At 62.2% G+C, this 17,791-nt stretch carries 16 protein-coding genes; 9 read left to right on the top strand and 7 right to left on the bottom strand.

Annotation, left to right across the window (positions count from 1 at the left end):
- Positions 1–27: 27 nt before the first annotated feature.
- The gene (gene purD, locus ACTZWY_RS18430; RefSeq protein ID WP_444792174.1) at positions 28–1,293 is read right to left on the bottom strand and encodes a phosphoribosylamine--glycine ligase; all 1,266 of its coding nucleotides are present in this window, start codon (positions 1,291–1,293) and stop codon (positions 28–30) included.
- A 74-nt stretch (positions 1,294–1,367) separates the two neighbouring features.
- Here purD and xseA point away from each other — a divergent pair, with 74 nt between their 5' ends.
- Positions 1,368–2,783: an exodeoxyribonuclease VII large subunit gene (gene xseA, locus ACTZWY_RS18435; protein ID WP_444792175.1), complete on the top strand. Its 1,416-nt coding sequence runs from the start codon at positions 1,368–1,370 to the stop codon at positions 2,781–2,783.
- A gap of 24 nt (positions 2,784–2,807) precedes the next feature.
- Here the strand turns inward: xseA and ftsY are convergent, their stop codons facing one another.
- Positions 2,808–3,851 (bottom strand): signal recognition particle-docking protein FtsY, encoded by a 1,044-nt coding sequence (ftsY, locus tag ACTZWY_RS18440; RefSeq protein WP_444792176.1) that lies wholly within the window; start codon positions 3,849–3,851, stop codon positions 2,808–2,810.
- 110 nt (positions 3,852–3,961) lie between these two features.
- On the opposite strand from ftsY, the gene ACTZWY_RS18445 reads away from it, so the two are divergent.
- The 3 genes from ACTZWY_RS18445 to ACTZWY_RS18455 all read left to right on the top strand — a co-directional run bounded on the left by ACTZWY_RS18445 (position 3,962) and on the right by ACTZWY_RS18455 (position 6,242).
- Positions 3,962–4,702, top strand: coding sequence for a hypothetical protein (locus ACTZWY_RS18445; RefSeq protein WP_444792177.1), 741 nt, complete (start codon positions 3,962–3,964; stop codon positions 4,700–4,702).
- Positions 4,703–4,775: 73 nt separating this feature from the next.
- Positions 4,776–5,822, top strand: coding sequence for an alkane 1-monooxygenase (locus tag ACTZWY_RS18450; RefSeq protein ID WP_444792178.1), 1,047 nt, complete (start codon positions 4,776–4,778; stop codon positions 5,820–5,822).
- Positions 5,823–5,825: 3 nt separating this feature from the next.
- Positions 5,826–6,242, top strand: a complete 417-nt coding sequence (locus tag ACTZWY_RS18455) for a hypothetical protein (protein ID WP_444792179.1) — start codon at positions 5,826–5,828, stop codon at positions 6,240–6,242.
- Positions 6,243–6,284: 42 nt separating this feature from the next.
- On the opposite strand, the gene ACTZWY_RS18460 is transcribed toward ACTZWY_RS18455, so the two are convergent.
- A complete protein-coding gene (locus tag ACTZWY_RS18460) occupies positions 6,285–6,869 on the bottom strand; it encodes a YqgE/AlgH family protein (RefSeq protein WP_444792180.1) in 585 nt (194 codons plus the stop codon).
- A gap of 156 nt (positions 6,870–7,025) precedes the next feature.
- On the opposite strand from ACTZWY_RS18460, the gene ACTZWY_RS18465 reads away from it, so the two are divergent.
- Positions 7,026–7,847, top strand: a complete 822-nt coding sequence (locus tag ACTZWY_RS18465) for a protein-disulfide reductase DsbD domain-containing protein (protein ID WP_444792181.1) — start codon at positions 7,026–7,028, stop codon at positions 7,845–7,847.
- Here the strand turns inward: ACTZWY_RS18465 and ACTZWY_RS18470 are convergent.
- The 4 genes from ACTZWY_RS18470 to ACTZWY_RS18485 form a co-directional block, all read right to left on the bottom strand.
- The gene (locus ACTZWY_RS18470) at positions 7,823–11,281 is read right to left on the bottom strand and encodes an efflux RND transporter permease subunit (RefSeq protein WP_444792182.1); all 3,459 of its coding nucleotides are present in this window, start codon (positions 11,279–11,281) and stop codon (positions 7,823–7,825) included. The two genes, ACTZWY_RS18465 and ACTZWY_RS18470, sit on opposite strands and share 25 nt — an antisense overlap.
- A 2-nt stretch (positions 11,282–11,283) precedes the next feature.
- Positions 11,284–12,789 (bottom strand): efflux RND transporter periplasmic adaptor subunit, encoded by a 1,506-nt coding sequence (locus ACTZWY_RS18475; RefSeq protein WP_444792183.1) that lies wholly within the window; start codon positions 12,787–12,789, stop codon positions 11,284–11,286.
- A gap of 84 nt (positions 12,790–12,873) precedes the next feature.
- Positions 12,874–13,416, bottom strand: a complete 543-nt coding sequence (gene moaB / locus ACTZWY_RS18480; protein WP_444792184.1) for a molybdenum cofactor biosynthesis protein B — start codon at positions 13,414–13,416, stop codon at positions 12,874–12,876.
- The gene (locus tag ACTZWY_RS18485; protein ID WP_444792189.1) at positions 13,413–14,213 is read right to left on the bottom strand and encodes a uracil-DNA glycosylase; all 801 of its coding nucleotides are present in this window, start codon (positions 14,211–14,213) and stop codon (positions 13,413–13,415) included. Before ACTZWY_RS18485 ends, moaB begins: the two co-directional genes overlap by 4 nt.
- A gap of 109 nt (positions 14,214–14,322) precedes the next feature.
- On the opposite strand from ACTZWY_RS18485, the gene ACTZWY_RS18490 reads away from it, so the two are divergent.
- The 4 genes from ACTZWY_RS18490 (at position 14,323) to plsY (ending at position 17,762) form a co-directional block, all read left to right on the top strand.
- Positions 14,323–15,291 (top strand): aspartate carbamoyltransferase catalytic subunit, encoded by a 969-nt coding sequence (locus ACTZWY_RS18490; protein ID WP_444792185.1) that lies wholly within the window; start codon positions 14,323–14,325, stop codon positions 15,289–15,291.
- Positions 15,284–15,754: a hypothetical protein gene (locus ACTZWY_RS18495; protein ID WP_444792186.1), complete on the top strand. Its 471-nt coding sequence runs from the start codon at positions 15,284–15,286 to the stop codon at positions 15,752–15,754. The genes ACTZWY_RS18490 and ACTZWY_RS18495 overlap by 8 nt, the downstream gene beginning before the upstream one ends.
- Before the next feature lie 118 nt (positions 15,755–15,872).
- Entirely contained in the window at positions 15,873–17,147 is a 1,275-nt protein-coding gene (gene pyrC / locus ACTZWY_RS18500; RefSeq protein ID WP_444792187.1) for a dihydroorotase, read from the top strand.
- Between the two features lie 3 nt (positions 17,148–17,150).
- Complete coding sequence (gene plsY, locus ACTZWY_RS18505; protein ID WP_444792188.1) at positions 17,151–17,762, top strand: glycerol-3-phosphate 1-O-acyltransferase PlsY; 612 nt, start codon at positions 17,151–17,153, stop codon at positions 17,760–17,762.
- Positions 17,763–17,791 lie beyond the last annotated feature (29 nt).

Consider the following 17,791-nt stretch of genomic DNA (forward strand, 5'->3'; position numbering starts at 1 on the left):
TGGCCAAAACCACCCGCCGAAATAGCGCTACAACGCGCGCCAGCCAATATCTCGGCGGCAAAACCCGTCCGGCCACTCAATTCTGTCCACCATGTCATAGGCGCGCTGCTGCGCCTGCGCCAGTGTCGCCCCGCGCGCGGTCACATTCAGCACCCTGCCGCCATTGGCCAGCAACCTGCCCTGCGCGCGCACAGTACCCGCATGGAACACCATGTGGAAGCTGTCCTCAAGGCAGGTCTCCACCCTCTTGATTTCCGTGTGTTTCGCGTAGCTGCCCGGATAGCCGTTTGCGGCCATCACAACAGTCATCGCATGGTCATCAGCCCAGTTGACCTGCATCTGATGACCCAGCCGCCCGTCTGCACAGGCCAGCATCAAATCCAGTGCCTGCCCGCCAAGGCGCATCATCAGAACCTGACATTCCGGATCACCGAAGCGCACGTTATACTCCACCAGCCGCGGCTGGCCATCCTTGATCATCAGCCCGACATAGAGCACACCCTGATAGGGCATGCCGCGCCGCACCATTTCGGCCATTGTCGGGCGCACGATCTGGTCAAGGGCAACTTGCGCGATGGCATCGCTCAACACCGGCGCAGGCGAATAGGCCCCCATGCCGCCCGTGTTGGGGCCGGTGTCGCCCTCGCCCACGCGCTTGTGGTCTTGCGCGGTGCCAATGGGCAGGCAGGTTTCGCCATCGACCAGAACAAAGAAGCTGGCTTCTTCGCCCTCCATGAATTCCTCGATCACCACCTCGGCGCCGGCGGCGCCGAATTCGCCGCCGAACATGGTGTCGACGGCCTCCAGCGCCTCGGCCTTGGTCATGGCGACAACGACGCCCTTGCCTGCCGCCAACCCGTCAGCCTTGATGACAATCGGCGCGCCTTGCTCGCGCACATAGGCGCGCGCGGCATCTGCATCGGTGAAATGCGCATAACCCGCAGTGGGCGCATTTACGGCGGCGCAGATTTCCTTGGTAAACGCCTTGGACGCTTCCAGCCGCGCCGCTGCCGCTGATGGTCCGAAACAGGCAATCCCCGCCGCGCGCAGTCTGTCGGCCACCCCTGCGGCCAGGGGCGCTTCGGGACCGATGACGACAAAATCAATTGCGGTTTCTTCGCAAAACGCAGCAACGGCACTGCCATCATTGATGTCCAGCGCCGCGCATTCGGCAATCGCCTCCATACCCGCATTGCCCGGCGCGCAGATCAGCCTGTCGCATTTTGGGTTTTGCATGATCGCCCAGGCCAGCGCATGTTCACGCCCGCCACTGCCCAACACCAGAATATTCATTGCCGCCCTCTCTTGGCCTTTGCGCAGTTGCGTTCTAGGGTGCCTTTGCCCCCGTGACAAGCAATGGCGCAGCAATGAACCTGATAGACGAACCGCCCAGCAACACCCCCGAATTTTCCGTGTCCGAGATTTCGGGCGCGGTCAAACGTGTGCTGGAAGGGGAATTCGGGCGCGTGCGCGTGCGTGGCGAAGTGGGGCGCGTGATGGTGGCGCGCACCGGACATATGTATTTCGACCTGAAGGACGACCGCGCCGTGATTGCCAGCGTCAGCTGGAAGGGGCAGGTCGCGCGCATGGCCGTCAAACCCGAAGAAGGCATGGAGGTGATTGCCACAGGCCGCCTGACCACCTTCGCGCCGCAATCGAAATACCAGCTACAGGTGGACAGCATTGAACCCGCCGGCGCTGGCGCGCTGATGGCGATGCTGGAAAAACGCAAGGCCGCGCTGGCCGCTGAAGGGCTGTTTGCCACGGACCGCAAGCAGCGCCTGCCCTACTTGCCGCGCGTCATCGGGGTTGTCACATCGCCACAAGGGGCGGTGATTCGGGACATCCTGCACCGGCTGCGCGACCGGTTCGGGGTGCATGTGCTGGTCTGGCCGGTTGCTGTGCAGGGGCAGGCTTGCGCGCCCGAAGTGGCGCGCGCCATCAAGGGGTTTAACGCCCTGCCCCTTGGTGGCGGCCCCGTGCCACGCCCCGATGTGCTGATCGTTGCACGCGGTGGCGGTTCTATCGAAGACCTGTGGGGGTTCAACGAAGAAATCGTGGTGCGCGCCGCTGCTGCCAGCCAGATCCCGCTGATTTCCGCCGTGGGCCATGAAACCGACACCACGCTTATTGACTTTGCCGCCGACCAGCGCGCCCCCACCCCCACCGCAGCCGCCGAAATGGCGGTTCCTGTGCATGCCGATCTGGCCGCCCATCTGGCCAATCTGGATGCAAGGCTTATTCGTGCGGGCGGACATGCGATAACCCAGCGTCAGCAACGCCTGCGCGACATGTCGCGCGCCCTGCCGCGCGCGGAAACCCTGCTGGCCCCTGCCGCGCAGCGGTTTGACCAATGGGCAGAACGCTTCCCCGGTTCCCTGCGCGCGGCCCTGCAAAGCAAGACACAGGATATGCGCAGAATTGCCACAGGGCTGCGCGCAACGTCCATCATCCACCAAATTGACAAGGGCCGCGACCGGCTGGCCGAACGCACCAGCCGCGCCACCCGCGCTGTCACCACCACGCTGGACCGGCAGGCCGCGCAACTGGCCGCGCTGGAGCGGCTGCGCCAGTCACTGGGCTACCCTGCCACATTGCAGCGCGGTTACGCCGTTGTGCGTGATGAGGGGGGCGCAGTGGTCACCATGGCAGAACAGGCAAGCCGCAAGCCCGCCTTGCAGATTGAATTTTCGGATGGAACGCTGGATGTGCTGCCGCGCAAACCCGACAAACCTGCAAAAGCCAAAATCCCGCCGCCCCCGCAGCAGGGCGATTTGTTCTGACGCGGCGCGCCCTGCCTGCGCAGATCAGCTTTCGGCTTGCGTGCCCACCAGTGCGGCCGCAAATTCCGCAGGATCGAAGGGTTGCAAATCGTCAATCTGTTCGCCCACCCCGATGGCATGAATAGGCAGGCCAAACCTGTCGGCAAGCGCCACCAACACCCCGCCACGCGCAGTGCCGTCCAGTTTGGTCATGATAAGCCCGGACACATTGGCCAGTTTCTGGAAAATCTCGACCTGATTCAGGGCGTTCTGGCCTGTTGTGGCGTCCAGCACCAGAAGGGTGTTATGCGGCGCGTCGGGGTCCAGTTTGCGCAGGACGCGCAATATTTTGGCCAGTTCTTCCATCAGGTCCGCACGGTTTTGCAACCGGCCGGCCGTGTCGATCATCAACAGATCAATGCCTTCGGCCTTGGCGCGCGACAGCGCGTCATAGGCAAGGCTGGCAGGGTCCGACCCTTCAGGCGCGGTCAGCACCGGCACGCCCGCGCGTTCGCCCCAGACCTGCAACTGTTCCACAGCAGCGGCGCGGAACGTGTCGCCTGCGGCAATCATCACGGATTTGCCCGCCCCGCGCAACTGGCTGGCCAGTTTGCCGATTGTGGTTGTCTTGCCTGCCCCATTCACGCCCACCACCAGCACCACTTGGGGGCGGGCAGGGTATAGCGGCAAGGGGCGCGCGACCGGGTCCATGATGCGCGCAATTTCATCCGCCAGAAGCGCCTTGATTTCCGGCACCGAAAGCTTGCGCCCGAAATTCCCTTCGGCCAGATTGGCTGTCACGCGCATGGCAGTTTCCACCCCCATATCGGCCTGAATCAGCACGTCCTCCAGTGCTTCCAGCATGGCGTCGTCCAATTCGCGGCGCGGGGCGTCGGGGCGTCCCAGAAACCGGCCCAGCATACCGGGTTTGGCCTGTGCCGGGGTGCTGCGGGGCGTATCGTCCGCGTCAGGCTGCGTCTCCGGTGAGGACGCGGGGGCCGTGGTGTCATCGACCAACGCTTCAAGCCCTTCATCCAGTCTGGACGAGGATTTGAACATCCGCTCTTTCAGTTTCTTGAAGAATGACATCGCAACCCCTTGGCACAAATGGCCCCCTACAGCTAAACCAACTGCGCAGGATTGAAAAGTGATTGCGCTTGCGCGCTTGACCGTCAACGCCTGTCGGGGCAATAGGCGGCATGACCACACCCGCGCCCCATGATGCCCCGGATGCTGCGCTGCTGCTGGCGCAGGCGCGCAGCCTGCCGCAGCTTCGCGTTATCGCGTTCGAGCATGACGCAAAGCGCTATTGGGTCAAACGCCCCGAGAAGCCGCCCCTGCGGTTGCGCCTGCAAAAGGGCAATGGCCAGCGGGCATTCCAGCGTGAACTGGCCCGCCTGAACGCATTTGCAGCCAAAGGCGCGCCCGTGCCGCCGGTTCTGGCCCAAGCCCCTGATATAATGGTCCTTGCCGATGCGGGCACACCGCTGACGCATCTGGCCTATGGGGAAACGGCAGACAGCATGCAGGTTTTGCTGTCGCACGCGGCCACGGCACTGGCACAAATGCATGCGCGCGCGCTGGCGCATGGGCGCCCGCGCCTGCGCGATATTTGCTGGGACGGCGCACAAATCCAGTTTGTGGACCTTGAAGCAGGGGCGCGCTTGAACGCCCCGCGCTGGCGTCGTGCGCGCGACCTGCTGGTTTTTCTGCATTCGATCTGGCAAAATGACCCCGATATTTCCGCAGCCGCCCCTGCGGCGCTGGCGGCCTATACTGCGGCGGACAGCGCACAGATTGTGCCACTGGCCCGCCGGATGGCGCGCCACCTGCGCCTTGTCGGCTATCTTGCAACCCCGTTGGTGCGCCGTGACCGCAAGCGCAACAAGACCAACAGCGAATTCGTGGCCTTCGCGCAATTGCTGGATTTTCTGGCCTGAGGCAATTTGCGCGGCTGTGCGATGGGGCAATCCATGCTATTTGTCCTTTGGGTCGTCTTTGTAATGGAATGTCATGCGTTTTCCGGTTTTGCCCTTCGCCCTTGCCAGTTTCGCGCCGGTTCCCTTGCTGGCCTATGGCGGGTTTCAGGGGGGGGCCGCGCTGTGGGTCGCGGTGATCTACACATCCATTTTCGCGTTCTTCATGGACCAGATCCTGCCACACACAAACCGCGACGGCAGCGAAACGGGGGAATTCCCCGCCGCAAATGCGCTGTCGGTTCTTCTGGCCCTAAGCCATTTGGCCTTGATGCCGCTTGCGGTGATGTCGGTTGCGGGGCTGACGGGGTTGGGGGGCGCGGAACGGGTAGGGGCGTTTTTCGGGTTCGGGCTGTATTTCGGGCAGGTCAGCAATTCCAACGCCCATGAACTGATACACCGTGGCGACAAGATTCTGTTTTCACTTGGAAAATGGGTCTATATTTCTATGCTGTATGGCCATCACACAACTGCCCACAGGTTGTTGCATCATGTCCATGTGTCCACCCCGCTGGACCCGAATTTCCCACCCAAGGGGCGCAGCTTCTACCGGTATTTCCTGCGCGGATGGGTGGGCAGTTTTACGCGCGGCTACCGCGTGGAACAACAGCGCGCCGCACGCGCAGGGCGCGTGACGCCTTATGTCGCATATGTGGGCGGGGGGCTGGCATTTCTGCTTGCCTTCGGGCTGGCTTTTGGGTGGGGGGGGGTGGCGGCCTATCTGGGGCTGTGTTTCTACGCGCAATCGCAACTGGCGATGGTGGATTATTTGCAACATTACGGGCTGGCGCGACAGAAATTGCCCGATGGCAGTTATGAACCGCAAGCCAGTCACCACAGCTGGAACAGCCCGCATTGGTTTTCATCGCATATGATGGTCAATGCCGCGCGCCATTCCGACCATCACGCCAACCCGAACCGGATGTATCCGGCCCTGCGCCTGCCGCAAGATCATCCTGTCTTGCCTTACTCGCTGCCTGCGATGGGAATTGTTGCGCTGCTGCCCGCCTTGTGGTTCAAGCTGATGGACAAGCGTGTGGACAAGGTGCTGTCCACTGCGCGGCAAGCGGCAATAAAAGGGTAGGTCATGGTCAAACGACATATACGCGGCGCAGTTGCCCTGCTGGCCCTGATATTTGCAACCCTGCCACTGGGCGCACAAACCCCCATGAGTGCAGCGGAATTTGAAGCCTATGTGACTGGCCGCACCCTGACTTTCGGATCAGGCGGCACACCTTACGGTATTGAAGAATTCCGCCCCGGCCGGCGCACTGTCTGGGCGTTTATCGGCGAGGAATGCCGCGAAGGGCATTGGTTCGCACGCGAGGAACAGATTTGTTTCGTCTATGATGACGCACCAGAATCCGAGCATTGCTGGATTTTCTGGCACAGTGACAACGGCTTGAATGCCCGTTTCATGGGCGACACGTCCGATACCGAACTGTATGAGGTGGAAAACAGCCCCCGCCCGCTGATTTGCCCCGGACCAGAAGTCGGCGTGTAACGCGGCTTGCGTTCCACCCGCAGGTTTTAGCAAACGGCCATGTCAGGCATGGCCAATGCTGCCGGACAAAAGGCGCGGGTCCACGCCAATCTTGCGCAGGGCCTTGTCCCATTTCTCGCCATCTGGTGTTTCAAACAGCAGGTCTGAATCCGGGTCCACCAGCAACCAGCCGCCAGCGTGAAGTTCTTCTTCCAACTGGTTCGGCCCCCAGCCCGCATAGCCCAGCGCCGCAATGGCGTTGACCGGCCCCTGCCCGCGCGCCAAGCCGGCCAGAACATCGCTTGAGGTTGTCAATACAACGCCGTCGATGACCTGGATACTGCCATCCGCGCTGAAATAATCGGCAGAATGCAGCACGAAGCCGCGTCCGGTTTCCACAGGTCCCCCGAAATGGATGGGGCCATCTGTGCCGCCGCCCCCATCCGCCAACCCCGAATTCTTGCCCCCATCGGCCAGGTTCAAATGTTGCACAAGCTTGTGGATCGTCAAATCCGGCAGGGGTTTGTTGATAATCAGCCCCATTGTGCCATCAGCTGATTGCGCACATAAAAACACCACCGCATGCGCGAAACGCGCATCCGGCATTGCGGGCGTTGCAATCAACAGTTTTCCGGTCAGGCTGGCCATGTCGCTCAATCTATTGTTCGGTAGTTTCACAATGCCCAGCTTGGGCGCCATTGCCAAGGGGCACAACTGCATATGGTTGACACGAAGATGTCACAGGCGCTTGTGGTCGCTGATTTGTGACTTCCGTTTCAGTGCGGAACAGGGAATTTGGATGACATGGAAATAAAGACCCTCATGCGCGCCGCAATGATTGCTGCAGCCCTGACAGTGCCCTTCGGGCTTCAGGCCAAAAGCCCTGTTCCATCCGATTTGGTTCAGGCCGGAATTCGGCCTGGCTGGAAGTCCGATGCGGGCACCTATATCGCTGCGCTGCATCTGAAGCTGTCGCCCGACTGGATCACCTATTGGCGCCACCCCGGCGAAAGCGGCATCGCACCGCGGCTGGATTGGGGCGCATCGTCAAATCTGGCACAGGTCCGGGTGCATTGGCCCGAACCGCGCCTGTTCCAGAAGGCAGGGTTCAACAGCATTGGCTACATGAACGAACTTGTCCTGCCGGTGGAACTGACGCCAACAGATCCAAGCGCGCCCGTGGTGTTTGATGCCACGCTAAGCATTGGCGTATGCAATGACATTTGCGTGCCGGTCGATTTGCGTGTGCGCACATCGCTGAACGGGGGCGGTCCGCATGACACCATCATCGCAAACGCGCTGACGCATCGGCCTGGCACCGCGCGCGGGGCCGGGTTGCGTGGCCTGACCTGCGCCCTTGATCCCGACAGCCGCGGCGTGCGTCTAACTGTCCAGATGGATATTCCCCGAACTGGCAATCAGGAATTTCTGCTGGTGGAACTGCCAGATCAGGGACTGCGCAGTCATGTCCTGCCCTCCAGCCGCGAGGGGGGCACCATCACCGGCCAAACCCGCCTGCGCGCCCGGTCAGGGCAAATAGGGGGCATTGACCGCGCGTCAGTTCGGGTCAGTCTGGTCAGTGAGAATGGCACGTTAAGCCATCAAGGATGTTCAGCGCTGCCATGACGCGGGGCCGGTGCGGTGCGGCGCGTCAGCCACAAAACCAGGGCCCCGACCAGCCATCCCAGCAGCAGCGCCAGCACTGCCCCGGCCAGAAACAGTACCAAAGCGGCACCCGGCGGGGTTGAACCCATCCCTGATGCAAGGCCCGCCAGCATATCGGGCAAGGTGCCGCGCCAGAACACCGCCCCCATAGTCGCCGCAAACCACAGTGCCAGAACCCCGGCCACCAGCACCGGCACCACCAGCACCCCGCGCCCGCGCTGTGGCAAGCCGAAGGCACGGCGCAAGGACACAAACTGGCGCTGCACATCATGCCCGATGGCCAGAACCGCAGGCACCATCAGCAACACGACAACCATTCCGAACCCCAGCCCGTAGACCAGTGTTATAACTGTGGGTTTCAAAAAGGCCGCTTCGGTGGACGCTTCAAACAGAAGCGGGCTAAGCCCCAGAACAGTGGTCAGCGTGGTCAACAAAACCGGGCGCAGCCGGTCACATGCCGCGTCAATGATGGACGGGACAAGCCCCCTGTCCCTTGCGTATTGATCAACAGTCGTGACCAGAACGATGGAATCGTTGATGATAATTCCCGCCATACCAATGACCCCGACAACCGAAAACATCGACATGGCCATATCCCAACTGACATGGCCGTAAATGACCCCCACCATACCAAAAGGAATAACCGACATCACAACCAGCGGGCGCGACCAGCTGGAAAATACCCATGCCAGCGTCAGGTAGATCAGGATCAGGCACAGGCTTAGGCCGACCGCTGCATCGGACATGAATTCGCGTTCCTGTTCGGCCTGTCCCGACAGGCGGGTGGTGATGCCGAAATCCGCTTCCAGTTGCGGCAGGATTTGCGTCGTCAGCGCAAGCGAGACTTCGCGCGCGCGTGCCGGGTCATCTTCGGACAGGTCGCCGCTGACAGTCACCACGCGCACACCGTTTTCGCGCCGCACTGTCGAAAACCCCTGCCGTTCGCGCACCGACACAATGTCGCCCAAGGGCACATAGGCGCCGCCGTCCGCGCGCATCATCATGCTGTCCAGAAAATCGGCCGCGCGCTCGGCCTGTGGCAGTTCAACACGCACGCGCCCGGTGCGGATACCATCTGGGAAGGTCGCGGCCTCGACGCCCGACAGGCGGTTTCGCAGGTCGCGCGACAGGCCCTCAATCGTGAAGCCAAGCGCCTGCCCTTGCGGGGTCAGTTCCAACAGAAGTTCGGACTTGTCATAAGGCAGGCTGTCTTCCAGACCCGTAATTTCGGGAAAAGGGGCCAAGGCCACGCGCAACGCTTCGGCCGCGTCCTTCAGGGTTTGCGCATCCCCGCCCGCCAGATCAACTGACAATGTGTCGCCCCCCGGTCCCGTGCCCCATGACCGGAAGGACAATTCTTCCAGACGGGGATGGGGGCGCACTTCGTCTTGGACGGCGGAGGCAAAGGCAAAAGACGTCATTGCGCGCGAATCGGCGTCAACCAGTTCAATGCTGATGGACCCCAGCAGATGGGCATCCTTGTTTTCCGCCGCCGCCGAGGGGCGGCCGGATTGGCCGCCGGCCTCGATCATCACGAAAGTGGTCGGGTCGCGCCCGTCATCGGCGACAACCGCAGCGGTCACCGCGTCCGTCGCGCGCTGCAATTCGCGCAGCATGGCAATCGTATCTTCGCGGCTGGCCCCGTCCACCATGACGATATTGCCGGTGATGGACCCCTGTTCGGGCGGGTTGAAAAACCTGAACGGCAAATCCCCCCGCACAAGGAAGGCCGCTTGCGTGGCCAGAAGCGCAATCAGGACCGCAACCACAGGATAGCGCGCAAGCACGACAAAACGCATCAGCGGGCGGAAGCCGCGTTCGCGCACCCAGCGAAAGCCGCGGTTGACCTGCCGCGACGGCCAGTCATACCAGCGCTGTTTCAACCCGCTGGCAATGGCATGATACATGTGATTGGGCAGGATCAGGAAACATTCCACCAGCGATGCGACCAGAACCGCAATCACTGTCAGGGGAATATCGGCAATCAATGTGCCAAAACGCCCGCCCACGACGATAAGCGCGCCAAAGGCCAGAATGGTGGTGATGGTCGCGGCAAATACCGGCTGTGCCATGCGGGTGGCGGCATTTTCAGCGGCCTGCGCAGGCCCCTCGCCCAGTTCGCGGGCGCGGTAATCCGCGTGTTCGCCCACTACAATGGCATCATCCACCACGATACCCAGCGTGATGATCAGCGCAAAAAGCGAGATCATGTTGAAACTGAGCCCCATCAGATACATGACTGCGATGGCCGCCAGCATGGCAGCCGGAATACCTGCGGACACCCAGAATGCCGTGCGTGCATTCAGAAACAGGAACAACAGCACCACCACCAGCCCCAGCCCCAACAGCCCGTTCTTGACCAACAGCATGATCCGGCCGGAAATGAATTCCGCACGGGTGGAGACCAGTTCAATGCGTGTGCCGTCAGGCAAGCCCGCGTTCATCTGTTCGGCCAGTTCCTGAACACGGGCCTGAATGGCAATCGCATCGCCCTGTTCGGACCTGTCAACACGCAGCGAAATCGCGGGGTTTTCCCCCACGAAGTAGGCGCGGTCGCGGTCAATCACCCCTTCGCTGACCTGCGCGACATCGCCAATGCGCAACACGGACCCGTCGGCACGGGTGCGCAGCGCAATATCGGCAATGTCCGTAGCGCTGCGGCGTTCAGCGCCTGTGCGCACCCGCGCGCTACCAGATGATACTTCGCCGGTGGGGTCCATACTGATGGTGGCGCGAATGGCCTGCGCAATGTCGGCCATGCCAATGTCATGTTCAATCAGGTTGCGCGATGGCAGTTCGACCATCACTTCGGCACTGGCCACGCCCGACACGCTGACACGGGTGATCCCGTCATCAAACAGGCGCGCGGCAAATTCATCGGCAAATCGCGCAAGCTGTTCCACCGCAACAGGGCCGGTGACGACCACATTTGTAACGCGGTCCGACCAGCCCGACCGGCGCGCAACCGGATCTTCTGCATCCTCGGGCAGGTTGCTGACTGTATCAATCGCGTCCTGCACGTCGGAACTGGCGCGGCCCATGTCCCAGCCGGTTTCAAATTCCAGCGTGAAACGCGCACGCCCTTCGGTGGACTGGCTGGACACTTTCGCCACCCCTTCCACAGCCTGCAGGGTGGGGCTGACAAGCTGCACAATGGCCGCGTCCACATCTTCGGCACCTGCGCCGGGCCAGGCAATATCGATGCGGATATTGTCAACCACCACATCAGGGAAAAACTGCGCGCGCATTTGCGGAATGGCCGCCAGCCCCGATACCAGCATGATGACCAGCAGCAGGTTTGCAGCAGTCTTATGGCGGGTGAAATAGCTGAACACGCCCAATGCGCGCACACCAAGGCGCTGTTTCGGTGCCCCCAGGGCAGTTTCCTTGCGCATGCTCAGCCCCCGCTCATGGGGCCGCCGCGCCCGCTGCCACCACCGGCGCTGCCGCCATTTTCGATGCGTTCAATCATCTGCACCGGCACCTGTTCTTGCGACAATTGCGCAATCATGCGCGCGCGCACCTGTTCGGGCATGCCGCTAGTGCCTTCGAGTTGCGCGATAAGCTGCGCACGGCGGGCGGCGTCAATCGTCACCATTTCGGGGGTTTCGGGCACAGGCGCGCCATCCGCGCCCTGACGCTGTGGCCTAACCAGAATACCGGCGCCCAGATTGGGCGTGACCTCGCGCACGATTTCGTGCCCTGCCAGCGCTGCATCGGCCTGAATAAGAACATCATCGCCCTGCCTGCGCAGCACAGTGACCGGCACGGCGCGCAGGCGGTTATCGTCATTGATGACCAGCACATCCCCGCGCGCACTTAGCGCAGATGCGGGCAGCAAGGCCACATTTTGCAGCGCCGGTTCCTGCAGGCGCACCGTCACGAAATCGCCGGGGCGAAACCCGCGCGGGGCATCCAGTTCCACAAACAGCCGCCGCCCGCTTTGGCCCTGCTCCACCGTGGCAGAGGCCCGCAGCACCCGCCCCGGCGAGGAAATCTCGAACCCGGCCACTTCCAGCACGATTTCCGCGCCAGTGTCGCGCAGGGCACCGTCATCGTCCAGAAGCCGCAAATATTGCGCCGTGGACAGCCGCACCGACACTTCCAGCGCGGCGGGGTCAATGATGCGCGCCAGCTGTTCGCTGGTGTTCACAATGCGCCCTTCAACCAGCGTTACATCAGTCAGGGTGCCGCTGAAGCTGGCATACACGCGCGTGTCATCCAGCCTGCGCTGCGCCTCATGCACAGAAATATGCTGGCGGTCCAGTGCAGTGCGCGCCTGATCCACGCGCGCTTCGGCTTGCGCCTGTGCCTGTTTGCGCCCGACCACAGCCTGGCGCGCCGATGACAGGGCAAGTTCCGCGTCTTCCAGCGCCGCTTCGGTGGACACGCCGCGATCGGCCAGCCCCTGCCTGCGCGCCAGCGCACGTTCACGCAGGGCAAACTGCGCCTCTACCGCGTCCACGTCTTCGGCAGCTAGCGCCAGCGCGCGTTCCGCGTCGCGCAGTTCGGCTTGCGCGCGGGTCAGGTCGGATTGCGCCAGCGCCAGCGCCGATTGTGCATCTGCAGGATCAATGCGGAACAGCAACTGCCCTTGGGTAACATCCGCGCCATCTTCAAACCCCGGTGCCACTTCCAGCACACGCCCGCCCACAGGGGCGCGCAATTCCAGCGCGCGCTGGGTGCGCACTTCCCCAAACCCCGACAGGACAGGCGAGATGTCAGCAGGCGTCACAGTCACAGCGCGCACCGTGAAAACCCGCTCGCGCCCGCTGGCCCCCCCGCCTGTGGCCTCCGCGCGGTCCTGAAGCGCCGCAACAATCGTATATCCGGCATAGCCCAACGCCCCAACAGACACCGCTGCCAGCAACAGCGCGACAAAACTTCGGGTCAGAAAACGCATGATCTCTCCGGTTCGGATATAGGGCGTCAAAGGTTTTACGCCGCAGATGCGGCAATGGTTCACCCCCCTATAACGCGCAAATTCCTATTTCCGTCGCAGATGTTCGTCCAGCCGGGGAAAAATCTCCACAAAGTTACAGGGACGGTGCCGGTAATCGAACTGATGCACCAAAATTTCGTCCCAGCCATCACGGCAGGCACCGGGTGAACCGGGCAGGGCAAACAGGTAAGTGCCCTGCGCCACACCTGCGCAAGCGCGCGACTGAATGGCCGAAGTGCCGATTTTCTGCATGGAAACAATGGTAAAAATGGTGCTGAAAGCGTCAATTTCTTTTTCATACACATCGCGGTGGGCCTCGACGGTGACATCGCGTCCGGTCAGGCCCGTGCCGCCAGTTGTCACAATCGCGTCAATTCCGGGGTCGGCGCACCAATCCCGCAATTTGGCGGCTATGTCACGGCGTTCGTCGCGCATGATGTCGCGCGCGGCCAGTATATGCCCTGCCGCTTCTATGCGCGCAGCCAGCGTGTCGCCGGATTTGTCCGATTCCGCCCCCCGCGTGTCAGACACGGTCAACACGGCAAAACGCACGGGCACGAAGGGTTTTTCCGTATCAAGGCGTGTCATTTTCCCCCCCTTAATCTGGCTTGCAGCGACAAAAGATCTTCCCACGCATGGCGCTTCATCGGCGGGTTGCGCAGCAGATATGCAGGGTGCAGCATGGGCAGACAGGGACGGCCCATGACCTTGCACCATTGCCCCCGCAACCGCGTGATTCCTTCGGTTGTATCCAGCAGTGTCCCTGCCGAAACGCGCCCCATCAGGATAAGGATATCAGGGTCTGTCAATTCGATGTGGCGCTGCACAAAGGGGCGCATCATCGCGCGTTCATCGCTGGACGGGTCACGGTCTTGCAGGGGGCGCCATGGCAGGATATTGGTGATATACAGCGCTTTTGCAGGGTCAGGGTTGTCGCGCCCCATCCCAATGGCGGCAAACATCCGGTCCAGAAGCTGGCCCGCCTCGCCCACGAAGGGCTTGCCCTGACGGTCTTCTTCGCGGCCCGGTGCCTCGCCCACGATCATGACGCGGGCATTGGGCTGGCCATCGGCGAAGACCAGATTGCGCGCCCCCAGTTTCAGGTCACAATGATCATATGCCGCCAATGCCGCCTGAAGCGCCGCCAGATCACTGGCCGATTCGGCCAACCCGCGGGCCACGGCCACCGGGTCCACGTCCTGCGCAAGGGCGGGGGCGGGGGTCGCAGGGCCGGGCGACGCTGGGGGGTGTGGCGGGGTTTCGCGCTTGTGGGGCAGCTCATAGCGGCTGATGGGCGCATCGCATATGGCTTCATCCACACCCATCTCCAGCTGCCAGTCAAGGGCTGTGCGTGCAATGTCCCAATCAGTTTGCCAAGGTGCCATCGTGGTCATGCCCCAACATATGCCGCAGCGCACAAGGCGCGTAAAGCGGCCTTGTCGTTACGGCGCGCGGTTTCTATAACGGGGCAGTTTCCGCTTCAAAGGGTGCGACATGACATTCACGCAAAACCACCTGCTGGGAATCGAGCCGCTGCACCCTGTGGAAATCACCACCATCCTTGACCTGGCTGAAGACTATGTGGCGCTGAACAGGTCCGCCGAAAAGCATGCCACTGTGCTGGCAGGCATGACCCAGATCAACATGTTTTTTGAGGCGTCCACCCGCACACAGGCCAGTTTCGAGTTGGCCGGCAAACGGCTGGGCGCGGATGTCATGAATATGGCCATGGCGCAGTCCAGCCTGAAAAAGGGCGAAACCCTGATCGACACGGCCCTGACGCTGAACGCCATGCACCCCGACCTTCTGGTGGTGCGCCATGGCAGTTCGGGGGCAGTCAACCTGCTGGCCGAAAAGGTGAATTGCGCGGTCCTGAATGCAGGCGATGGCAAGCATGAACACCCCACACAAGCGCTGCTGGACGCGCTGACCATAAGGCGGGCAAAGGGACGCTTGCACCGGCTGACAGTGGCCATATGCGGCGATATTGCCCATAGCCGCGTGGCGCGGTCCAACCTGCTGTTGCTGGGCAAGATGGAAAACCGCGTGCGTCTGGTAGGCCCACCCACATTGATGCCCGCCCAAGTGGCCGAATTCGGGGTGGAGGTGTTTGACGACATGCGCGCAGGGCTGGAAGGGGCGGATGTGGTCATGATGCTGCGGTTGCAACGCGAACGCATGGACGGCGGTTTTGTCCCGTCTGAACGCGAATATTTCCACCGCTACGGGCTGGATGCGGAAAAACTGGCCTATGCGAAAGACGATGCGATTGTCATGCATCCCGGCCCCATGAACCGCGGCGTGGAAATCGACAGCGCAATTGCCGATGACATTAACAGATCAGTCATTCAGGAACAGGTGGAAATGGGGGTGGCAGTGCGCATGGCAGCGATGGACCTGCTGGCGGGCAACCTGCGCCGCAAACGCGAAAGCGAACGCCTGCGGAGGATTGACCATGGCTGAGGAAATCCGCGAAAGCGCGCTGGCCGAGACTGTCTTTGACCCCGAACCGGGCGAAAAGACGCTGCGCGACATCCGGTCTGACAAGGCCACCTACTGGCGCGATCATGGTGTGATGGCCGTTCTGGGCATGGGCGTGGTGGGCATGGTGCTGGCCTTCATGGGGTCGGAGCATGTGGCCATAGGGTCGCTGGGCGCTGTGCTGGCACTGGCAGTGCGCGGACTGTGGCTGTATTCGGAACAGATGAAATTCACCTGGGTTCTGACCAATATGCGCCTGATCGGTCCCGGCGGGCGGAAGGTCTACTTGCTGGAACTGGAAAAGGTGCGCCGCCTTTTCGGGGATATCCAGATCATCACCACAACTGGCGATAAGCACCTGATCAAGCATGTGGCAGGCGCCGACGCGATCATGGCCGAAATTGAGGCCGCGCGCGCCAAACGCGCCAGGCGCAAGGGGGCATGATGGCAAGCGAACCCTTCCTTCCGGGCAAGGCAGGGGGGCTGTCTGCCCCCCACGGGCCTGCGGCCCGCCCCCCCCGAGAGTATTTTTTGCAAGATGATGCACAGGGAAGATTGGGCAGATGATAACATGGTTCCACAATGCGCGCCTGATTGACCCCGAAGCCGGGCAGGACCGGTCCGGCGCGTTGCTGCTGCGTGACGGGGCGATTGCCGAACTTGACGGCCCCTGCCCTGACGGGGCCGAACAGATAGATTGCAGGGGCAAATGTCTGGCCCCCGGCATTATTGATATGGGGGTTCAGGTGGGCGAGCCGGGCGCGCAGCATAAAGAAAGCCTGCGCACGGCCGGGTTGGCTGCGGCGAAAGGGGGCGTGACCACGATTGTCATGCGCCCTGACACGGCCCCTGCGATTGATACGCCCGAAGTGCTGGAATATGTCACGCGCCGCGCGCAGGCGCGCACGCCCGTGAATATCCGTGCCATGGCGACATTGACCCGGGGGCGCGAAGGCCGCGAGATGTCCGAAATCGGTTTCCTGATGGATGCGGGCGCTGTGGCCTTCACTGATGGCGACAATGTGACGACTGACACCAGAATTCTGGCGCGCTGCATGACCTATGCCAAGGGTTTGGGGGCCTTGATCGTGGGGCATCCGCAAGATCAGGGCCTGTCGCGCGGCGCCTGTGCCACCAGCGGCAAGTTTGCGTCACTGCGGGGCCTGCCTGCGGTGTCGCCCATGGCCGAACGCATGGGGTTTGACCGCGACATGGGACTGGTCGAGATGACAGGGGCGCGCTATCACGCTGATCAGGTGACCTGTGCGCGCACCCTGCCTGCGTTGGAGCGCGCCAAAGCCAACGGGCTGGATGTGACAGCGGGCATTTCCATCCACCATTTGACACTGAACGAGCTGGATGTGGGCGATTACCGGACCTTCTTCAAGTTCACGCCGCCCTTGCGCCATGAAGATGACCGCCGCGCCATGGTCGAAGGGGTGGCGTCGGGGGTGATTGACATCATCTGTTCCATGCATACCCCGCAAGACGAGGAATCCAAGCGCCTGCCGTTTGAGGAAGCGGCTGCAGGCGCTGTCGGGCTGGAAACGCTGTTGCCTGCCGCAATGCGGCTGTATCATTCTGACGGGCTGTCCTTGCCGCAAATCTGGCGTGCGCTGTCGCTGAACCCCGCGCAGCGATTGGGGTTGGCGGCGGGGCGGTTGTCCGTCGGGGCGCCGGGGGATCTGGTGCTGTTTGACCCTGACGCGCCTTTTGTGATGGACCGCTTCACGCTGCAATCAAAATCCAAGAACACCCCCTTTGATGGTGCCCGCATGGAAGGGCGCGTGCTGGCAACCTTCGTGGGGGGTGTTCGTGTGCACGCGCAGGAAAGCTGAGCCATGCCAGAATTGATGACACAGCTGTGGATATTGGGGTTGGTGGGGCTAGCGGCCTATGCGGTCGGGTCCATTCCTTTCGGGGTTGTGATTGCGCGCGTGATGGGGCTGGGGAACCTGCGCGATATTGGATCGGGCAATATTGGGGCCACGAATGTCATGCGCACCGGCAACAAGCTGGCGGGGGGGCTGACATTCCTGTTGGACGCGGCCAAGGGCGGTATTGCGGCGCTGATTGCGTGGTGGGCCCTTGGCCCGGATGCCGCGCAGGTTGCGGCGCTGGCGGCCTTTCTGGGGCATTTATACCCTGTCTATATCGGGTTCAGGGGCGGCAAGGGGGTTGCAACCTTTATCGGGGTGGCGCTGGCGCTGGCGTGGCCTGTGGGACTGGCCACCTGTGCAACATGGCTGGTGACGTTCAAACTGAGCCGCTATTCGTCCTTGTCGGCACTGGTGGCGTGCGGGTTAAGTTCGATCTATGCGGCGGTTTTGGGGTATGTGCCACTGGTGGCGCTGCTGGTGGTCATGAAGCTGTTGGTGTTTTACACGCATCGCGACAATATTCGCCGCCTGCTGGCCCGCACAGAGCCGCGTTTTAAGAAAAAGCCGCGTTAGGGGATGTGTTCCGGGCTGGGTGCTTCTGA

Source organism: Roseinatronobacter sp. NSM (assembly GCF_052379845.1).
Classification (GTDB): domain Bacteria; phylum Pseudomonadota; class Alphaproteobacteria; order Rhodobacterales; family Rhodobacteraceae; genus Roseinatronobacter.